Origin of the sequence: Streptomyces atriruber (genome assembly GCF_001418325.1) — a bacterium.
GTDB lineage: Bacteria > Actinomycetota > Actinomycetes > Streptomycetales > Streptomycetaceae > Streptomyces > Streptomyces atriruber.
The window spans coordinates 1-20,339 of sequence record NZ_LIPN01000028.1; the positions used below are offsets into that span (position 1 = coordinate 1).

The window sequence follows — 20,339 nt, forward strand, 5'->3', positions numbered from 1 at the left end:
GTCCCCGCCACCCCGCCCGACGCCGACCTGTCCGTCTGGCCCACGACCACCACGACCCCGGCCCACGGTGACCTCACCGTCGGCGGTGTCCCGCTCACCGACATCGCGGAGCGCTTTGGCACCCCCGCGTACCTCATCGACGAAGCCGACGTACGCACCCGCTGCCGCACGTACCGGCAGGCCTTCCCGGACGCCGAAGTCCTCTACGCCGCCAAGGCGTTCCTGTGCCGCGCCATGGCGCACTGGATGGAGGAGGAAGGGCTCGGCCTGGACGTGTGCTCCGCCGGTGAGCTGGAGCTCGCCGTCACCACGGGCTTCCCCGCGGAACGCATCGTGCTGCACGGCAACGCCAAGAGCCCGCACGACCTGCGGGCGGCGCTCCGGCTCGGTGTGGGCCGGATCGTCATCGACAGCGCGTCGGAGATCGCCCGGCTCGCCGCGGCCGTGCCGCCGGGCAGCCGCCAGAAGGTGATGGTGCGGGTGGTGCCCGGCATCGCCGCCGGCGGCCACACCAAGATCCGCACGGGCACGGACGACCAGAAGTTCGGCCTGTCGCTCGCGGACGGCTCGGCTCAGCACGCGGTCGCCCGCATCCTCGGCCAGCCGACGCTCGAACTGGTGGGCCTGCACTGCCACCTCGGCTCACAGATCACGACGGAGAAGCCCTTCCTCGCCGCGGTGCGCCGCATGGTCGGGCTGATGGCCCGCATCAAGGACCAGCACGGGCTCACACTGCCCGAACTGGACCTCGGCGGCGGGCACGGCGTCGCGTACCGCCCCGGCGAGGACGCGCTCGACGTTCCCGCGCTCGCCCGCCGGGTGCGGGCCGAGCTGGTCGAGAGCTGCGCGGTGGCGGGCCTTGCCGTGCCCCGCCTGATCGTGGAGCCGGGGCGGGCCATCGCGGGCCCGGCGGGAGTGGCGCTCTACCGGGTCCTCGCGGTCAAGCGCACCGCCGGGCACACCTTCGTCGCCGTCGACGGCGGCATGAGCGACAACCCGCGTCCGGCCCTGTACGGCGTGCGCTACCTGCCCCGGCTGGTCGGGCGGCGCTCCACGGCCGAGCCCGCCGCGGTGACCGTGGTCGGACGGCACTGCGAGGCCGGTGACATCCTCGCCTCGGACGTCCTGCTGCCCGGTGACGTACGGCCGGGGGACCTGCTCGGCGTTCCTGTCGCCGGGGCGTACCACCTGTCGATGGCCTCCGGCTACAACCTCGTCGGCCGCCCACCCGTGGTCGCCGTGTCCGACGGGCACGCCAGGCTGCTGGTCCGCCGGGAGTCGCTGGAGGACTTCCGGAGCCGGGACGTGGGCCTGTAGCGCCTCGGCACGGGCATTCCCGACTGCCTTGTGCGGACACCTGTTTGGTGCCGGATCGCAAGGGCAGGCGAATGTCGTGCTTCGGACCGGAGGCGCGTTCGCGGGAGCGGTGTGTTTGCTCCTGGTGGATGCCCGCCGGGGCGCCCCGTTTCTCGCGGTCCATGTCGGCGCACCGTTGAGGAGCGAACTGATGCTCACGAATCTCACTGAATACTCGACCCGCCACCGCACGGCGGTCCGGCACTCCCACCACGACGCACCCGACACCACCGCGGAGTTCGCCCGGCTCGCCGCGCTGGAGGACGGCCCGGAGCGGGACGTCCTGTGCGAGGAGATCGTCGGCGCATGGCTGCCCATGGCCCACCGGCTGGCCGCCCGTTACCGCAACAAGGGCGAGAGCCTGGAGGACTTGAGGCAGGTCGCCGCGATGGGCCTGGTCAAGGCAGTCAACCGGTACGAGCCCGGTCGCGGCGCCTTCGAGAGCTACGCAGTGCCCACCATCACGGGTGAACTGCGCAGGCACTTCCGCGACCGCATGTGGGACGTACGGGTTCCCCGGCGCGTCCAGGACCTGCGCAACAAGGTCCGGGTCGCGCGCCGCGAACTCCGTGACATGCCGGGCGGCGGACCCGAGCCCGCCATTGCCGACATCGCCGCGCACGCGGGGCTGACGGAGGACGAGGTGCGGGACGGCATGCAGGCCATGGAGGGCTACAGCGCCCTGTCGCTGGACGCGGAGCTCTCGTCCACCGAGGCCGACGGGTTCAGCCTCGCCGACACCTTGGGGGCGCCCGACGCGGCGTACGACGTCGTCACCGACCGGGAGGCTGCGAAGAGGGGGCTGCGGAAGCTGCCGGAGCGCGAGCGGACCATCCTGTACCTGCGCTTCTTCGAGGACATGACGCAGAGCCGGATCGCGCAGGAGCTCGGCATCTCGCAGATGCACGTCTCGCGCCTGATCAGCCGCAGTTGCGCCCGCGTGCGCGCCGAGGCCGACCACGGGTCCCCGGCCACGCGGGCGGCCTGACCCCCGGCCCCGGCACGCGAAACGGCTCGGCCCGCCCACCGACGGGTGGGCGGGCCGAGCCGCTCGGACGCGGGCCGCGGGCTCCGGGGCTAGAGGATCGCGCCCGGCGTGTAGGCCGCGGCCTCGGGGTGCTCCTTCAGCAGGGCCTCGATCTGCCCGACGACCGCGGTGACCTGGTCGCTCGCGGCGCCGGTGAACGACAGCTTGTCGGCCATCAGCTCGTCCAACTGTGCGCGGTCCAGCGGGATCCGCTCGTCCGCGGCGAGCTTGTCGAGCAGTTCGTTGCGCTCGGCGCCCTGCTCGCGCATCGCCAGCGCGGAGGCGACCGCGTTCTCCTTGATGGCCTCGTGGGCCTCCTCGCGGCCGACGCCCGCGCGCACCGAGGCCATCAGGACCTTGGTGGTGGCGAGGAAGGGGAGGTAGCGGTCCAGCTCGCGTGCCACGACCGCAGGGAAGGCGCCGAACTCGTCGAGCACCGTCAGGAAGGTCTCCAGGAGGCCGTCGAGCGCGAAGAACGCGTCGGGCAGGGCGACCCGGCGCACGACGGAGCAGGAGACGTCGCCTTCGTTCCACTGGTCGCCCGCCAGTTCGCCGGTCATCGAGGCGTAACCCCGCAGGATGACGGTGAGGCCGTTGACGCGCTCGCAGGAGCGGGTGTTCATCTTGTGGGGCATCGCGGACGAACCGACCTGGCCGGGCTTGAAGCCTTCGGTGACCAGCTCGTGACCCGCCATCAGACGGATCGTCTTGGCCAGCGAGGAGGGCGCCGCGGCGACCTGCACCAGGGCGGTGACGACCTCGTAGTCGAGCGAGCGCGGGTAGACCTGGCCGACCGAGGTGAAGGCGCTGTCGAAGCCGAGGTGCCCGGCGATGCGCCGCTCCAGGTCGGTCAGCTTGGCGGCGTCGCCGCCGAGCAGGTCGAGCATGTCCTGGGCGGTGCCGACCGGGCCCTTGATGCCGCGCAGCGGGTAGCGGCCGAGCAGGTCGTCCACGCGGCGGTAGGCGACGAGGAGCTCGTCGGCGCCGGTCGCGAAACGCTTGCCCAGCGTCGTCGCCTGCGCGGCGACGTTGTGCGAGCGGCCGGCCATGACCAGCTCGCCGTACTCACCGGCGAGCTTGCCGAGCCGGGCGAGGACCGCGACGGTGCGGGAGCGGATCAGCTCCAGGGAGAGCCGGATCTGCAGCTGCTCCACGTTCTCGGTCAGGTCGCGCGAGGTCATGCCCTTGTGGACGTGCTCGTGCCCGGCGAGGGCGTTGAACTCCTCGATGCGGGCCTTCACGTCATGGCGCGTGACCTTCTCGCGCTCGGCGATCGAGGCCAGGTCGACCTGGTCGAGCACGCGCTCGTAGTCGGCGATGGCGGCGTCGGGAACCTCGATCCCGAGGTCCTTCTGGGCGCGGAGCACGGCGAGCCAGAGCTGACGCTCCAGCTTCACCTTCTGCTCGGGCGACCAGAGGGTGGCGAGCTCGGCGGAGGCATAACGTCCGGCGAGGACGTTCGGGATACGGGGCTTTGCGGGCGCGGCAGTCACGTGTACGGAGTTTACCGGGCGTCCATACAGGCTCCGAACCATCTGCATGTGTAGGAACCTCCAGGTCAGAGGCGCCTGGATCTTCACTTCGGCGCCCGGGCCGCCCCGTGGGCGGCCCGGCACGCGACGGTCAGCCCTTCAGCGGGCCCCCGTTGATCGCGACGCGTCGGCCGTAGCGGGTCATCGGGTAGTAGTCGTACGTCGCATGGTGCTGGACGCACCGGTTGTCCCAGAAGACCAGGGTGTTCGGGGCCCAGCGGACGCGGCAGGCGAGCATCGCGCGGTGCGGGACGAGGGCGAAGAGCATGTCGAGCACCGCACGGCTCTCGTCCTCCGACAGCTGCGGGATGCGGGAGGTGTACGCCTGGTTCACGTAGAGGATCGGGCGGTCCGTCTCGGGGTGCCGGACCACGAGCGGGTGTTCGTTGACCGGGACCTCGTAGTTCGGCGGCACGGTGTAGCCCCGGAAGCTCTGGTAGCCGTCGTGCACGGCGGTCAGACCGTCGAGGAGCCCGCGCCAGGTGGGGGAGAGCATCTCGTAGGCCAGGTGCATGTTGGCGAACAGCGTGTCGCCGCCGCTCCCGCCCGCCGGCGTCTCGGTGATGTACAGCATCGAGCCGAGAGAGGGCTCGGCGTCCGCGGTGCCGTCCGCGTGCCAGGCGTTGCCCGCGACGTTCACCGCCGCCGCGCTGGTCTTGATCTCCAGCACGTACGGGTCGCCCTCCGGCGGCGGGGGGTTCACCGGGCGCAGCTCGCCGAAGTGCCCGGCGAAGCGCTTGTGCTCCTCGTCGGTGATCTCCTGGTCGCGGAAGACCAGCACGTGGTGGTCGAGGAAGGCGGTCTTCACCTCGGCCAGCTGGGCTTCGGACAGCCGGGCGAGGTCCACGCCGGAGACCTCGGCGCCGATGACGGGGGTCAGGGGAGCGACGGATATCTCCCGGTAGTCCCTCGGCGGCCTGGTCGTGATGGCTTCGAGGGCGTCCAGCTCGTACTGCTCCACAGGGTCCTCCTGGGTTGCGGCGGGTCGGGGTGTCCGGATGGTGCACTGGGGCCGGGGCCGTGGCGCGGCCCCGGCGGGGACTGCGGGTCAGGGGCGGTGCGGTGGTGATCGCGGGTCAGGGACGGCGCGGCACGGCGCCGCTCGCGACGTTGATCGCCTCCGCCACCGTCCCGGCGTGCGGCGGCCGGACGACGCCGTAGTGATCCGTGGCCAGCACGCCCCACTCCAGCGATTCCGGCAGGTGGGCATGCCACCGGGCGCGCTGCTCCGCCGGGCTGCCGAGCGCCGGAAGCCCGGCGAACGGCCGCTCGGCCTGCCAGAGCCGGGTGACGGTGGTGGCGATCCGGGGCACCTGGTGGGTGGCCATGCTGCGCAGGTTGGTCCGGCAGCAGCGGGCGAGCCGGTCGGCGTACGCGCGGGCCTGCTGCCCCCCGGGGCCGTCCCCGGCGATGCCGAGCTCGGCGGCGAACACCGTGCTCAGCCGGGTGTCGTCGTACGCCTCGAAGACCGGGCCGCTGCCGGGCGGCGGCGGGTCGACCAGGTGCAGCGAGCGGGCCGGGTGTCCGGCCGCCTCGGCCTCGGCCGCCATGTCCGTGGCGACCCATGCCCCGAAGGACCAGCCCGCCAGGTGCCAGCGCCAGGCGTCCTGGGGGAAGCGGGCCCGCAGCGCCGAGGCGTACCGCCGGGCGCGGTCGCGCAGCGTCCAGTCGGCAGGTGCCGTCTGCCGCAGGCCGGGGTCGGCGATCAGTACGACGGACAGGCTCGGGTCGAGGGCGGCGACCAGGGGACGGTAGGACTGGATGTCCCCGCCGACCGGGTGCACGAGGCACACCACGTCGGTGCCGGTGCCCTCCTGCCACACCTCCAGCGCGACCTGGTCGGTGCCGGTCTCCGTGCCCGCGCCTTCCTGGCCCGTCGGCTCGCCCCGCTGTTCGGCCAGGAGCCGCACGATCTCGGTGAGGCTGGCCCGGTGGCTGAAGGAGGCCAGGTCCAGCTCCACCCCGAAGTGCCGGTCGATCTTCTCGATGAGGTCCAGGAGGGTCAGCGAGTCGGCCCCCAGGTCGTACAGCGACGCGTCGGGGGCGAGATCGTCGACGTCCAGCGCGTCCCGCGTCCACTCGGCCAACAGGTCGCAGGGCTCCCGGTGCTCCTCGGCGGGCCGCTCGGCGGGTGCGCCGTCCCGACGCGGCGTGCCGGGCACCGGTCCGGCGTAGAAGACGCGTGACCGGTCGAGGTCGGTGGTGGACACCAGCACGTGCGGCAGCCGGAGTTCGAGCGCCCGCGCGAACGTGCGCGCTCCCTCGGCGGCGGTCAGACCGACCGCGAGGTGCGCCTGGTGACGGCTGTCGCTCCGGGTCCCGCGCACCGCCATCCCGGCCTCCCGCCACACGTCCCAGCCGATGCCGATCCGCGCGGTCCGCCCCGTCCCGTCGCCGCCGTACCGGGCGAACGCGTCGAGCAGGGCGTTGGCAGCCGCGTAGTCGTACTGGCCGACTCCGCCGAGCTGCGCCGACATGGAGGAGCAGTAGACCGCGACGTCCGGCCGGAACTGCTCGACGAGGAGTTCCACCAGCAGGGCGCCGCGCACCTTGGCGGCATGGGCCCCGTGCGCGGAGCCCGCCTCACGAAGGGACAGCAGACCGCCCGCAGGCACCCCTACGGCGTGCACCACGGAGGCCAGTGCCACCGTGCGGGCGGCGATCAGGGCTGCCACCTCCTTCGGCGGCGTGACGGCGAGATCCGCCTCGACGAGATCGACGCGGTCCGCCCAGCGGGTGAGTTCCTCGGGCAGCCGAGGCCGCCGGGACAGCAGCAGCACGCGTCCCTCGGTGTGCTGCAGCAGCCAGGCGGCGAGGCCGGAGCCGATGCCGCCGGTGCCGCCGAGGATCAGATGGTCACCGCCCGCGGGCGCCGCGGCGGCCGTCTGTACCGCGTCTCCCGACGCCGGAGCCGCCGCGCGCAGGGGCAGCGTCACCTGCTCCCACCAGTAGCCCTCGCGCAGCGCCAGATGGCGCGGCGGCGGTGCGGAGGCCGACGCGACCAGCAGCGCGGACAGCCGCGGGGCCCAGCCGTCCGGGTCCTCGACGTCCACCCAGTGCCCGTCGGGGGCACCCTCCTGCGGCGCGACCTCGGTGACGCCGGCGAGCAGCGCAGCCTCGGGGCGGGTGACCGCGCCGAGTACCGGCCGGGCCCCGCACGACAGCCACCACGGCCGTACGGTCAGCTCCCGTGGCGCCCCCTGGAGGGCGCGGACCACGGCGGCGGGGGTGTCCAGGCAGGCCCAGGCCGCCCGGTCGAGCGACTTGTCGCCGACCGACCCGTCGATGCCGAGCGGGAGCGTGTGCAGCCAGTCGACCTCCGTGCAGCCCTCGTCGACGAGGGTGTCCAGGACGCGTCGCAGCTGCCCGGGGTCGGCCGGGTCGGCCTCGAATCGGTCGTGTTCGGGGCGGGCGAAGTGCTCCGCGGCCCTGACCCACACCACGCGGCGGTGGCCCGCGGCGAGCGCGCCGGGGGCGGCGCCGTCCGGCGGCCCGTCCGCGACGACGACCAACGTCCGCGCGCACGGCGCGACGGCGGCGCCTGCCGTGGCCCGCCGCAGCCGGGTCCACTGCGGCTGGTGCAGCCAGTCCGCCTCGGGCAGCCGAACCGGTACGGCCACGACGTCGGGTGCGGTGTGCCCGCCGGTCGACGGGGGCGCCGAGGGCCGGGCGGTCGCACGGGGGAAGTCGTACGGGGCGAGGTCGAACGCCGGGGCGGGGAAGTCCCACGGCGGCTGCGCAGGGCCGTCCGGCCAGGCGAGCGTGCGGCCCGCCAGCCAGGCGTCGGCCAGCTCCGCTGCCGGGCGGCCACGGGTCTCCAGGGCGGGCCCGGGAACGGGCTCGGGGCGCGCCGCGGCCGCCGTACGCAGCCAAGCGACGGCGGTCCCCGCGTCCCGGCAGACGGCTGCCGCCCGCAGCGGACCCTGCGGGCGGCCCGCCTGAAGGTGCCGCAACGTGCGGGCGTAGCTCTCGGGATGCCGTGCGAGGTGGGCGGCCACGCGCGCGGCGTCCGCGGCGAGTTGGGCCTCGCTCACGGCCGACAGCACGACGAGCGGCACCGTCCCGGCACCCGTGGCCTCCTGCGGGTCCGTGACCACGGACGGAGCCGGCGCCTCCACGATCACGTGCGCGTTGGTGCCGCCGATGCCGAAGCTGCTCACCGCGGCGACCCGCTCCCGGCCCTCCGGCCAGGGAAGCGCCTGCGTCGGTATGTAGAACGGCGCCGGGGAGGGACCGATCTCCGGGTTGAGCGCGCGGAAATCACGGGTGGGCGGAACCTGCCCGTGGTGGACCGCGAGCACGGCCCTGATCAGGCCGACGGCCCCGGCGGCGGCGCCCAGATGACCGATCTGGCTCTTCACCGAGCTGAGGGCGACGTGGTCCGGCTCGTCCACCCCGAGGGCCTGGCGCAGCGCACCGGCCTCCACCGGGTCGCCGAGCCGGGTACCGGTGCCGTGCGCCTCGACGTACGCCACGTCGGAGCCCGCGCGGCCGCTGCGGGTCAGCGCGCTGCGGATCACCTCGCGCTGACCCGCCAGGGACGGGGCGCTGTAACTGAGCTTGGCCGCGCCGTCGTTGTTCACCGCGGAACCGCTGATCAGCGCGTAGACGGTGTCGCCGTCGCGGCGCGCGAGGGCGAGCGGCTTCAGCACGAGCACCCCGGCGCCGCTGCCCCCGACGGTGCCGCCCGCGTCGTCACTGAAGGGCCGGCAGTGGCCGTCGGGCGAGAAGATGTGCTGCGGACGGTAGCGGTATCCGTCGGTCAGCTCCGGGTCGACGAGCACACCGCCCGCGAGCATCACGTCGGCGTCGCCGAGCCGCAGCAGCGAAGCCGCCAGGTGTACGGCGACGAGCGAACTGGAGCACGCCGTCTGGGCGGCGAGCGCGGGTCCGGTGAGCCCGAGATGGAAGGCGACCTTGGTGGCGAGGAAGTCCTTCTCGTGGTGGAGGGCCAGCTGGAAGTCGTCGGGCAGCGCGTCGGAACCGGTCTCGCGGAGCATCGCCCGGAAGTAGGTGTTCTCACCGGCGCCCGCGATCAGGCCGGTCCGCAGCGCACCGGGATCGGCGATGCCCGCGTGGGCGAGCGCCTCGACACAGGTCATGAGCAGCTGGCGCTGCTGCGGGTCCATCAGCCGGGCTTCCTGACGGCTGATGCCGAACCGTGCCGGGTCGAAGTCCAGCATCCCGTCCAGTTGGCTGCGCGCGCCGACCAGGCCGTCCGGCGCGTCGAAGTGCTCGATGCCGCTCCGCCCGGAGACCACCAGGTCCCAGAAGGCCGCGAGGTCCGGTGCGCCGGGCGCGCGGACGGCCATCCCGATGACGGCGACGGGGTCGTCCGCGGCGGCAGTGGGGGAGTCGGTCGTACGCGGGTCGGTCGCCGGATCCGTGCCCGGGTCCGTGCGCCGGAGGAATCCCGCCAACTCCCTGGGAGTGACGTGTTCGAAGAGGTCGGCGACGGTGAAGCGGAGCCCGAGCCCCGCGGTGCAGCGCAGATGGAAGCGCATCAGGCCGAGGCTGGAGGCGCCCGCCGCGAAGTAGGTCTGGTCCGGCGCGATGGGCAGGCCGGTCACTTCTTCGAAGACGGCGGCCAGTTGCGCCTCCCGCGCGGACGGCGGCGGCGCGGTGCCGCTGCCGCCGTCGGGGGTGCCCGTGAGCTCCCGGCCGGGCGCGCGCAGCGCGGCGTCCCGGTCGAGCTTGCCGCTCGGGGTGCGCGGCAGCCGTTCGAGGAGACGGAAGCGCTCGACCCGTATGTGCCCGGGGAGCAGCCCGGCCAGGTGCTCGCGCAGCTCGGCGGGCGACGGCGCGTCGCCGCGGCACTGGAGACAGGCGACCAGCGCGGACCCCTCGACGGCGACGACGGCCCCGAGGACGGCGTCGTGCCGCGTCAGCGCGGCCTCGACCTGCCCCGGCTCCAGCCGGTGGCCGCTCAGTTTGATCTGGTCGTCCGCGCGGCCGAGGCAGTGCAGAAGACCGTCGTGGTCGAAGCGCGCACGGTCGCCGCTGCGGTAGAAGAGCCCGTCGCCGGGGAGCCGGACGAACCGCTCCCGGTTCAGCGGGGTCTCACCCAGATAGCAGGGCTCGTCCGGCACGCCGCCGATGAGCAGTTCACCGGCGCAGCCGGGCGGCAGTGGGAGGTCGGCCTCGTCGACGACGCGCAGCACCGCACCGGCCACCGGGTGACCGATCGCCGGACGGTCCGGCCAGTCCGCCGGATCGCCGTCCAGGCACAGACCGCTGACGACGTGCGTCTCGGTCGGGCCGTAATGGTTGAACAGCCGTGAGCCGGGCATGCCCGCGAACCACCTGCGGACGGCGCCGGTGCAGACCAGCTGCTCGCCCGCGGTCACCACCTCCCGCAGCCGGGACGGGTATCGGCCCAGGTGCACGGCGTGCTCGGCGAGCAACTGCAGGGCCACGTACGGCAGGAAGAGCCGTTCGACGCCCTCCGACTCCAGCTGGTCGAGCAGCGCGGGGACGTCGCGTCGCAGGGCGGGATCGATCAGCCGCAGACAGCCGCCGGTGCACAGGGTCCCGAAGATCTCCTGGAAGGAGACGTCGAAGGAGAGCATGGCGAACTGCTGGGTCAGCGCGGGCGCGCCCAGGCCGCCGGGCCCCGCCTGCCAGTGCAGCAGGTTGCTCAGCGTGCGGTCGAAGACCCGCACACCCTTCGGGCGTCCGGTGGAGCCGGAGGTGAAGAGGGTGTACAGCGGCCGGGTGCCCCGGTGCGCGGGGAGCGACGGTCCGTCGGCGGCATCCTCGGCCCCGGCGTCGGAACCCGCGCCGGACCCCGCCTCGGACAGCGTGACGTGCAGGCGGGGCGCGCCGCCGGGGTCCACCCCGTCGAACGCCGTCCCGTCGCCCGGCAGGAGCAGCACGCACAGCGGGTCGGTCTGCTCCAGCACCTGCCGGAGCAGCGCGGGTGGGTACGACGGGTCGAGCGGGACCGCCGTCAGGTTCAGCCGGGCCAGCGCGAGGAGCGCCACCACGTGCTCGACGGACGGTTCGAGGAAGAGCGCGACGTGGCTCTGTTCGTGCGCTTCCGGCAGCCGCAGCGTCGAGGCCAGCTCCGCCGCGAGCCCGGCGGCGTACCCGTCGAGTGCCGCGTAGGAGACGGTTCCTGTCGCGGTCCGCAGCGCCGGTGCGTCCGGGGTCCGGGCCGCCTGGCGGGCGAAGCCCTCGGCGACCGTGGTCCACGGCAGCTCGGCGGGTACGCCCCGGCCCGGCTCGGGCAGCGAGCCGCGGTACGGCGCGACCAGCTCCGCCGGTGTGGTGTCCGGGGTCCCGGACAGCGCGGTCAGACCCTGCCGGAACAGGGACGCCAGTGCGGCGGCCTGGTCGGCGTCGAGGCGGTCGTCGGCGTACTCCCAGAGACACTCCAGGCCCTCGGGACGGTCGACGACCGTCAGGGTCACCGGGCACTTGGCCTCGGCGGGCACCGGCCACAGCGGGCGCGCGGCGCATCCCGGCAGGGTGAGGGAGTCGTAGTCGGTGTTCTCCAGTACGAGGAGGAAGTCGAACGGCGCGTCGTTCTCGGCCCCGCGCGCGAGCGCGGGCAGGACGTCGGCGAGCGCCACGTCCTGACGCTGCATCAACGCGCGTACGGCCGTGCCGGTCCGCGCCACCTCGTCCCGCACGGACGCCCGCGGGTCCACGGACAGCGGCAGGAGCACGGTGTTGGCGAACATGCCGACGCTGTCCGTGAACTCGCGCACCGGCCGGTGCGCGACCGGCGCCGCGACGCGCAGCCGGGTCCGGCCGGTCACGCCGTACAGCGCCCAGGCGTAGACACCGGCCAACAGCTCGAAGCGCGTCAGCCCGTGCTCGCCGCAGAGCCGGTCCAGAGCGGCGCGGCCGGACGCGTCGAGCGCGTCGCACAGCAGCCGTCCCCCGGCGTCGTGACCGGGCCGGGGCAGCGGGAGCGACTGCGCTCCGGCGGAGTCCGCCGCGGCGGCGGCGGTCCCGGCGTACAGGGCGGACAACTCGTCGCGCTGCGCCGCGTACCCGGGGCTCGTGTGCCAACGGTGCTGCCAGTCGGCGAAGTCCAGCGGGGTGGGAGTCCCGTCGGACGACGTGGGCACCGCGTCGTCGGCGACGGCCGCCGCGTACCCGGCCGACAGGTCGCGCAGCAGCACGTTGACCGACCAGCCGTCCACGGCGACGTGGTGCAGGTGCAGCAGCAGCGTGCCGCCGTCCTTTGACGGCAGCCAGCACGCGCGCAGCATCCTGGGCGACGACAGGTCGAACGGCACGGCGAAGAAGGCGTCCTGCGGACCGTCCGCTCCGCCCGCGCTTCCACCACTGGTCGCGTCCACGGACGGCGCGGTCGACGGCGCGGTCGTCCAGGGGTCGTACGGCTCGCCCACCCGCTGCCGCAGCCCGTCGGCGGTCGCCGCGAAACCGGTGCGCAGCGCCGGATGCCGCGCGACCAGCGCGGCGAGAGCCGCACGCAGCGCCTCCTGGCACACCGGGCCCGTGACGTCGAAGGCCAGCCGGACGTCGTAGGCGCGGGAGTCCGGCGACCGCTGCTGCAAGAACCAGAGGCGTTCCTGCTCGCCGGTGGCGGGGCCGGACAGGGCCCCGGCCGCGGTGGCTTCCGGCAGCGCGGGAGCGTCGTCGGTCCGCGCCTCGCGCACGGCGTCCGCGACACCGGCGAGGTCGCCGTGCAGCACACGGTGCGCGGGCACCTCGCAGCCCAGACGGCGACGGATCCCGTACCGCAGCCGCAGCGCCTTCAGCGAGTCGCCGCCGGACGCGATCCACCGGTCCTCGGGGCGGAGCCCTGGAACGCCCAGGATCTCGCCCGCGAGGCCGAGCACCACGCGCAGCGCTTCGTCCGCGGGCTCCTGAGCGGGGTCCGTCGGGCGGCTCGCGGCCTCGGGGCGCCACGGCGCGGCGCCGCTCGCGCGAAGCGCCGCCTCGTCGACCTTGCCGTTTGCGGTGAGCGGCAGGGCGGGGACGCGGTAGAGGTGGTGCGGGCGCATGTAGCCGGGCAGCCCGGCAGCCAGGTGTTCCTCGAACCCGGCCCAGGTGAGGGCGGGTTCGGCGACGAGATAGGCGAGCAGCTCAGCCGGGCCGCCCTGCTCGTCCCGGCGGGCGCACACGTGCACCTGTCGCACGGAAGGGTGCTCGGCGATGTGCCGCTCCACCTCGCCGGGCTCGATGCGGAAGCCGCGCACCTTGACCTGCCGGTCGGCGCGGCCGACGTAGGTGAGGTCGCCGTCGGCGGAGCGCACCAGGTCGCCGGTGCGGTAGTACGCGGTGGCCGTGCCGTCGTCGCCGGGCAGCGTCACGAAGCGGCGGGCGGTCTCCGCGGGCAGGTTGCGGTAGCCGGCCGCCACGCCCGTGCCGGAGAGGAGGAGCTCGGCCTCCTCGCCGGGCGCGGCAGGACGGGTGGTGCCCGGCGCGACCAACGCCATGCCGGTCTCCGGCAGCAGGCGCCCGAGGGGCACGACGGAGGCGTCGAAGTCCCGCGGGATCGGGTGGTGCAGCGCGAACGTCGTGCACTCGGTGGGGCCGTAGACGTTGTGGACCCGGGTGCGGCTGCCGGGCGCGGCGTTGTGGCGGTACCAGCGCCGGACGAGCGGCGCGTTGAGCTGCTCGCCGCCGACCAGCAGATCCGTCAGCCCGGAGAAGCAGCCGGGCTCCGTGTCCACCACGGCGTTGAACAGCGACGTGGTGACGAAGGCGGTCTGGACCCGTTCGCGGCGCAGCACGGCGGCCAGCCGTTCCGGGGACTGCACGTCCTCGTCGGCGAGGACGACGCAGCAGCCGCCGGTCAGCAGCGGCGCCCACACCTCGAAGCTCAGCGCGTCGAAGGCGGGGTTCGACAGGAAGGCGAAGCGGGCGCCTTGCGCGTCCGGCAGGAACTCCGGGTCGGCCAGGCGCAGGATGCCCGCGTCGCGCACCTCCACGCCCTTGGGGCGGCCCGTGGTGCCCGAGGTGTAGAAGACGAAGGAGACCGGCGCGGGCGCGGCGGGCGGCGGCCCGTCCGCCGTACGGACCGGAACGCCGAGCAGCGCGTCGGCCGACAACGCGGTGACCCCGTCGGGCAGCTCGGAGAGGAGAGCCCGGGCGGACGGGAACGTGCCGTCGTGCACGAGGAGCCGGGCGCCGGAGTCGTCGAGGATGTGACCGATGCGGTCGGCGGGGCTCAGCCGGTCGGTGGGGACGACCCGGCCACCGAGCCGGAGGATGCCCAGCATGACGCAGACGAGCCGCCACGACCGGGAGAGTCCCACGGCGACCGCGTCGCCGGGGCCGATCCCGCGTGCGCGCAGCCCGGCCGCGACGGCGGCTGCCGACGCGTCGAGCACGGCGTGGCTGAGGGTCTGATCACCGTCGACGACGGCAGGGGCGGTGGGGGTCCGCAGGCTCTGTTCGTGTACCGCTCGGGCCAGGCCGACGGAACGGGATGAGGTGCGCATCAGTCCTCGGTCGTAGCGGTCGTAGCGGTCGTAGCGGTCGTAGCGGTTTCGGCGGTCGTGGCGGGTGCGTCGCCGGGCCGGGCGAGCCGGTCCGCGATCAGGTCGGCGATCCGGGGTATCCGCTCGCCCTCCAGGACGTCCCAATGGCCGCCGTCGACCATCTCCACGGTGAGCCCGGCACCGGCGCGGTCGCGCCAGAACCGTCGCAGCGCCTCGCCCGCGGCCACGGGGTCGCCGCCCTCGACGACCTCCGCCTCGGCGGCCTGTACGAGGAGCAGCGGGGCGTCCGAGCGCTCCGGCACGTAGTCGCGGGCAGCCTCACGGTTGTGGTTGTAGATCCTGAAGTAGCGGTCGATCTGGGCGTCGTCGATCCCGGGGTACATGCCGTTGAAGCGGACCAGCTTGTCGCGGAACTCGGCGGCGTCCACCGGCGCGAACCTCGCCCGTTCCACCGGGTCGTCCGTCCCGTGCGTGTCGAGCAGCACGACGGACACCCCGTGGTGCCCGGCCTGCGCGAGCCGCCGCCCCATCTCGTGGGCGACGAGTCCGCCGAAGGAGAGACCGCAGATCACCAGGGACTCGTCCGGTTTGGCCTGCAGCAGCGTCAGGTAGTGCTCCGCCATCGCCTCCACCGAGCGCAGCGGCTCCTCGCCCGGGTCGATGCCCTGTGCCTGGACGCCCTGCACGTGGATGCCGTCCGGCAGGGCGCCGGCCAGCGGGAGATAGCAGAAGGCGGTGCCGCCCGCCGGATGGACGCAGACCACCCGGCGTCCGTCGTCCCGGCCCGCCCGGATCTCGACGAGGCCGTCGTCGGGCGTCACCGGTGTCTGCCCGCGCAGCCGTGCCGCGAGCCGTTCCACCGTCGGGTACTGGAGGACGTCGCGGGTCGACAGGGTCTGGCCGAACTCCTCCCGGATCAGGTGCGCCACCTTGATGGCGGAGAGCGAGGTGCCGCCCACCGCGAAGAAGTCGTCGGTGATGCCGATGTCGCGGTGCAGCAGCACCTGCCGCCATATTCGGTACAGCGCCATCTCGACCCGGTCGCGTGGCGCCAGGGTGTTGACCTGGTCGGACCGCGACGCGCGGGCGCGCTCCAGGACTTCCTTGCGGTCCAGCTTTCCGTTGCGGTTCAGCGGCAGCCGGGGGAACTCGGCGAAGAGCGACGGAATCATGTAGTCCGGCAGCCGTTCGGCGAGCGCCGCGCGCCACTGGGCGGGTGTGGAGTCCGGGGCCTCGCCCCGGCCGATGCCCGCGACGAGGCACAGTTCCCCGGTCTCGTCCCGGTCGGCGAGGACCGCGGCCTCCTGCACACCGGGCAGCTCGCGCAGGGCCGCCGCGACCTCACCGGGCTCGATGCGGAATCCGCGCAGCTTGACCTGGTCGTCGGCCCGGCCGACGAACTCGTAGTTCCCGTCGGGCAGGCGGCGTGCCAGATCACCCGTGCGGTACACCCGCTCGCCCGGTACGAACGGGTCGGCGGGGAAGCGCTCCTCGGTCAGGTCGGGCCGGTTGAGGTAGCCCCGGGTGACACCGGCCCCGCCGATGTACACCTCGCCGACGACCCCGGGAGGCACCGGTTCGCGGCGCCGGTCGAGCAGATAGATCCGGGTGTTGTCGACCGGCCGCCCGATCGGGGAGCGACGGTCCAGGTCCCGCGGCTCGTTGTGGGTGATGCTGTAGACGGTGGTCTCGGTCGGCCCGTAGACGTAGCAGACGCGCAGGCCCGGCAGGGCCGCACGGAGCCGCCACAGCGCCTGCTCCGGCAACGGTTCGGCGCCGGTGGCCAGTTGACGCAGCGACAGCCCGTCGAGGCGGGTGTCCGGGTCCTCGTCGATCCAGGTGATGTACGAGGCGGGCAGCCATGCGTGCGCGATCCGGTGCTCCCGCATCCAGTCGAGCAGCACCTCGGGGTCGCCGCGCACTTCGTCGGGCACGAGATGCAGTACGCCACCGGTGGTCGGCGGCAGGAACAGCTCGTGCACGGACGCGTCGAAGCCGATGCTGGCCCATACGGAGGACGGCTCACCGGGCAGTGCGCCGTAGGCGGCGAGCCAGTTCTCCAACAGGTTGGCAACGTTGCCATGGGTGGCCGCGACGCCCTTGGGGCGCCCGGTCGAGCCCGACGTGTAGATCACGTAGGCGAGCTGAGACGGCGACGGCGGCTCCCAGGGCGCGTCGTCGCGGTCCCCCTCGGCCTCCACCGCCGCCAGCTCCTGCCACGGCCCCGGCGGGTCGGCGACATCGCCGATCACCAAGGTGGGCGCGGCCTCCTCGACGATGGCCCGGAGCCGCCCGGGCGGCTGGCCGGGATCCAGCGGCAGATACGCGGCACCGGCCTTCAGGACGCCCCAGATGCCGACGATCAACTCGGCCGTGCGGCCGCAGTGCAGGCCGACGACCTGCCCGGGCCGCACACCACGGGCGTGCAGGGCGTGCGCGAGCCGGTTGGCCCGCCGGTCCAGCTCGGCGTAGCTCAGCCGCGTACCGCCGCAGACCAGCGCCGGTGCGTCGGGCCGCAGCCGTACCTGCTCGGCGAACCGCTCGACGGGCCCGGCCACCGGACCCGAGGTGACCCGGCCCTGCCCCTCCGCGAGGAGCTCCGCGCGCTCGTCCGCGTCGAGCAGCGCGTATCCGGTGATCTCGCGCTCGGGGTGCCGGGCCAACTGCTCCAGCACACGGGTGAAATAGCGGCCGAACCGCTCGGCCGTGTCGTGGTCGAACAGCGCGCGGGCGTAGTCGAGGTGCCCGACGACGCCACCGTTCTCCTCGTGCACCGACAGCGTGAGGTCGAACTTCGCGGGTGCGTACGGGATGTCGAGGGGCTCGACCCGTGCCCCGGGCAGCCGCAGCTGGCCCCGACGGGTGGCGCCCCACGCGAGCATCGTCTGGAACAGCGGGCTGTGCGAGAGGTCGCGGTGCGGGTTGACCGCGCTCACCACCCGCTCGAAGGGCAGGTCCTGGTGGTCGAGCGCCCCGCGCAGCGCCGCACGTACGCGGCCGAGCGCCTCGGCGCCGGTCGGGTCGCCGGACAGATCGGTGCGCAGCGCCAGGGAGTTGACGAAGAAGCCGATCAGCTGTGCGTCCTCCGGGCGGCGTCGGCCAGAGACCGGAATGCCCACGACCGTGTCCGACTCCCCGGAGAGCAGACCGAGGAGGACGTGCCAGCCGGTGAGGACCGCGGTGAACAGGGTGCCGCGCTGGGCGCGGGCGGCGGCGCGCAGCGCGTCCGTGAGCCCGGGGGAGAGGCGGATCGGAACCCGGCCGCCCGAGTGGTCCTGGAGCAGCGGACGCGGCCGGTCGGTCGGGAGCGCGAGCAGCGCGGGAGCGTCCGCCAACTGCTCCCGCCAGTACGCGGTCTGCGCGGCGGCCTCCTCGCCTTCGACCCATGCGTGCTGCCGCGCCGCGTGGTCGGCGAACTGCGCGGGCAGCGGCGGCAACGGGTCCGGCTCGCCGCGCAGCAGGGCGGCGTAGACCGTGCTCAGCTCCGGCAGCATGATCTCCATCGACCGTCCGTCGAAGACGGAGTGATGCAGCGTCAGCAGCAGGGCGTGCCGGTCCGGCGCGAGCGTGAGGAGCCGTCCCCGGGCGAGCGGCCCGGCGCCGAGGTCGAAGGGGGTCTCGCACTCCTCGCGCTGCCGGGCGACGAGGAGTTCCTCGGCGTCGGGGCGGCCGGACAGATCCTCCGAGCGCAGCGCGAACCCGGCCCCGGGCGGCGCGACTTCCTGCCGCGCCTCGCCCTCCACCGCGACGAAACGCGTGCGGAGCGTCTCGTGCCGCGCGGCCACGGCGTCGAGGGCCCGCGCGAGCAGTGCCCGGTCCAGGTCCCCCTCGATGAGGTAGGCCATCTGCTCGTTGTACGCCGCGTGGGAGCCCTCGGCCTGCTCCAGCGCCCACAGGCGCTGCTGGCCGAAGGAGGAGAGCGGCCGTGCACCGGATCGCGGTGCGGTGGAGGACTCGGGGCGGGGGGTGTGTATCGCCGTCAAGGAGCGGTCCTTCTGCCGTGAGGTGAACGATCTGTGCCGACGAGAGCCGCTGTCGCGGTGTTGCCGCTACGGGGGCGGGGGAGTGGGAAATGCCGGGTCGGCGGAGCGCGGACGATCTGGTGGGGCTCCGGGCGCCGACGCGTCTCCGGTCTCTCGTGGGGGACGGGTTCTGTTGCGCGAATGGGGGCGGCGTGGGCTGCGTGGGCGAATCGCGGGCCATCGTCAGGCCTGGTCAGAGGGGCGGGGGTCCGGCCAGCCACAATCATTCGCTCCGGTTCTTCGCTGTGTCAACGGACGCATGTGCCCCGATTGCTGCCCGTTTGGGCATTGCGGGCAGCAACCCGGGCATCCTGGAGTGCCCTTCGGGCACGGGGGCGGGCGAGCGCGGCACCGGAAGGGGAGTGCTTGACCCTCACGTGGCGTGATGCCCGATAGTCCGTGGCATGGAGGAGCACCTGACCGTGGGGCGTGTGGCCGAGCTGGCCGACGTGAGCGTCCGCACGCTGCACCACTACGACGAGATAGGCCTCGTACGACCGTCCGCGCGGACCGGGGCCGGGTACCGGGCCTACTCCGCGGGCGACGTCGAGCGACTGCGGGAGGTGCTCGGCTACCGACGGCTGGGCTTCGGACTGCGGGAGATCGCGGACCTGGTCGACGACCCGGCCACCGACGCCGTCGCGCACCTGCGCCGGATGCGCGGTCTGCTGCTGGAACAGCGCGATCGCGCCGCCGCCACGGTGACGGCCATCGACAGGGAACTGGAGGCACGTGCCATGGGGATCAGGACGACGCCGGAGGAGCAGTTGAAGGTGTTCGGCACGCAGTTGTACGACACCATCGGGTCCGCCTACCCGGCGACGCGGCGCACCGAGCCGCGGATCGCCGCGCGGATCTGGGATGCGCTGGGGGACGCGCGGACGGTGCTGAACGTCGGGGCGGGCACCGGTTCCTACGAGCCCCAGGACCGCGATGTCACGGCGGTGGAACCGTCGGCCGTCATGCGGGCGCAGCGTCCGGCGGGCGCGGCGCCGTGCGTGGCCGCCGCCGCGGAGAGCCTCCCGTTCGAGGACCGGTCCTTCGACGCCGCGATGGCGGTCAGCACCGTTCACCACTGGCCGGATCCGGTCGCCGGGCTGCGCGAGATGCGGCGCGTGGCCCGCCGCGTGGTGGTGTTCACGTACGACGCGAGTGACACCGGCTGGCGTCAACGCTTCTGGCTCACCCGCGACTACCTGCCCGAATTCGCCGGCCTTCTCGCCGACTGGCCCTCTCTGGCCGATCTGACCCGTGCGATCGACGGCCGCGCGGAACCGGTGCTCGTCCCGTGGGACTGCGCCGACGGCTTCTTCGAGGCCTACTGGCGCCGTCCCGAGGCGTATCTGGAGGACCATGTGCGCCGCGCGGTGTCGGTGTGGACCCGAGTCGGCCCGGAGGCCGAGCGGCGCGCGGTGGACAGGCTGCGCGACGACCTCTCCTCGGGCCGGTGGGCGGAGCGCAACCGCGACCTCGTCGCCCTGGACGCGGCGGAGTTGGGCCTCCGCCTGCTCGTGGTCTGACGGGAACGGCCTGCCCGTCAGGAGTCGAAGCGGCCGCGGGCGCTCTCGATGTGACCGAGGTGCTGCTGGGTCCAGTCACAGATGACGTCGACGGCGGCGCGCAGGGCCCGGCCCGGCGCGGTGAGGGTGTACTCGACCCGAGGCGGCACGGTGGGGTGCACCTTCCGGTCGACCAGGCCGTTGCGCTCCAGCATGCGCAGGTTCTGGGTGAGCATCTTGTGGCTGATGCCCTCGACCTCGTCGCGCAGTTCGCTGAAGCGCAGCGTGCCCTCGCCGAGCGCCTCGATGATCAGAAGCGCCCACTTGTTGGCGACGTCCGAGAAGATCTCCCGCGCCAGCGAGTCCGCGCGCCGCAGATCGGCGTCCTCGGGCAGGCCGTTGAGCTGCAGTTTGGATCTCATCAGGTTCCTCGGTCACCGAAAAGCACGTTCTTCCAGGTCGGCGCCGACTCTCCTACA

Annotated in this window: 8 protein-coding genes; 3 read left to right on the forward strand and 5 right to left on the reverse strand. The window is 73.8% G+C overall.

Going from position 1 to position 20,339, the window contains the following annotated elements; all coding sequences use genetic code 11:
• Positions 1 to 27 precede the first annotated feature (27 nt).
• Entirely contained in the window at positions 28 to 1,317 is a 1,290-nt protein-coding gene (gene lysA / locus AOK03_RS02715) for a diaminopimelate decarboxylase (RefSeq protein ID WP_079074437.1), read from the forward strand.
• A gap of 190 nt (positions 1,318 to 1,507) precedes the next feature.
• Positions 1,508 to 2,344 (forward strand): SigB/SigF/SigG family RNA polymerase sigma factor, encoded by an 837-nt coding sequence (locus AOK03_RS02720; protein WP_055563494.1) that lies wholly within the window; start codon positions 1,508 to 1,510, stop codon positions 2,342 to 2,344.
• Between the two features lie 89 nt (positions 2,345 to 2,433).
• On the opposite strand, the gene purB is transcribed toward AOK03_RS02720, so the two are convergent.
• The 4 genes from purB to AOK03_RS02740 all read right to left on the reverse strand — a co-directional run bounded on the left by purB (position 2,434) and on the right by AOK03_RS02740 (position 18,322).
• The gene (purB, locus tag AOK03_RS02725) at positions 2,434 to 3,876 is read right to left on the reverse strand and encodes an adenylosuccinate lyase (protein ID WP_055563495.1); all 1,443 of its coding nucleotides are present in this window, start codon (positions 3,874 to 3,876) and stop codon (positions 2,434 to 2,436) included.
• A gap of 130 nt (positions 3,877 to 4,006) precedes the next feature.
• On the reverse strand, positions 4,007 to 4,876 hold the full coding sequence (locus AOK03_RS02730; RefSeq protein ID WP_055563496.1) for a TauD/TfdA dioxygenase family protein: 870 nt from the start codon (positions 4,874 to 4,876) through the stop codon (positions 4,007 to 4,009).
• 115 nt (positions 4,877 to 4,991) lie between these two features.
• On the reverse strand, positions 4,992 to 14,339 hold the full coding sequence (locus tag AOK03_RS02735; protein ID WP_055563497.1) for a non-ribosomal peptide synthetase: 9,348 nt from the start codon (positions 14,337 to 14,339) through the stop codon (positions 4,992 to 4,994).
• Entirely contained in the window at positions 14,339 to 18,322 is a 3,984-nt protein-coding gene (locus AOK03_RS02740) for a non-ribosomal peptide synthetase (protein WP_063792405.1), read from the reverse strand. The genes AOK03_RS02735 and AOK03_RS02740 overlap by 1 nt, the downstream gene beginning before the upstream one ends.
• Positions 18,323 to 18,765: 443 nt before the next feature.
• Here AOK03_RS02740 and AOK03_RS02745 point away from each other — a divergent pair, with 443 nt between their 5' ends.
• Positions 18,766 to 19,881 carry a MerR family transcriptional regulator gene (locus AOK03_RS02745; protein ID WP_055563498.1) on the forward strand — a complete coding sequence of 372 codons (1,116 nt, stop codon included), beginning with the start codon at positions 18,766 to 18,768 and terminating at the stop codon, positions 19,879 to 19,881.
• A gap of 17 nt (positions 19,882 to 19,898) precedes the next feature.
• Here the strand turns inward: AOK03_RS02745 and AOK03_RS02750 are convergent, their stop codons facing one another.
• Complete coding sequence (locus AOK03_RS02750; RefSeq protein ID WP_055563499.1) at positions 19,899 to 20,282, reverse strand: winged helix-turn-helix transcriptional regulator; 384 nt, start codon at positions 20,280 to 20,282, stop codon at positions 19,899 to 19,901.
• Positions 20,283 to 20,339 lie beyond the last annotated feature (57 nt).

What these genes read in the sequence shown, in the direction of transcription:
- AOK03_RS02750 (WP_055563499.1), bottom strand. Translation starts at nt 20,282, where the DNA reads ATGAGATCCAAACTGCAGCTCAACGGCCTGCCCGAGGACGCCGATCTG.
- AOK03_RS02735 (WP_055563497.1), bottom strand. Translation starts at nt 14,339, where the DNA reads ATGCGCACCTCATCCCGTTCCGTCGGCCTGGCCCGAGCGGTACACGAA.
- AOK03_RS02720 (WP_055563494.1), top strand. Translation starts at nt 1,508, where the DNA reads ATGCTCACGAATCTCACTGAATACTCGACCCGCCACCGCACGGCGGTC.
- AOK03_RS02745 (WP_055563498.1), top strand. Translation starts at nt 18,766, where the DNA reads ATGGAGGAGCACCTGACCGTGGGGCGTGTGGCCGAGCTGGCCGACGTG.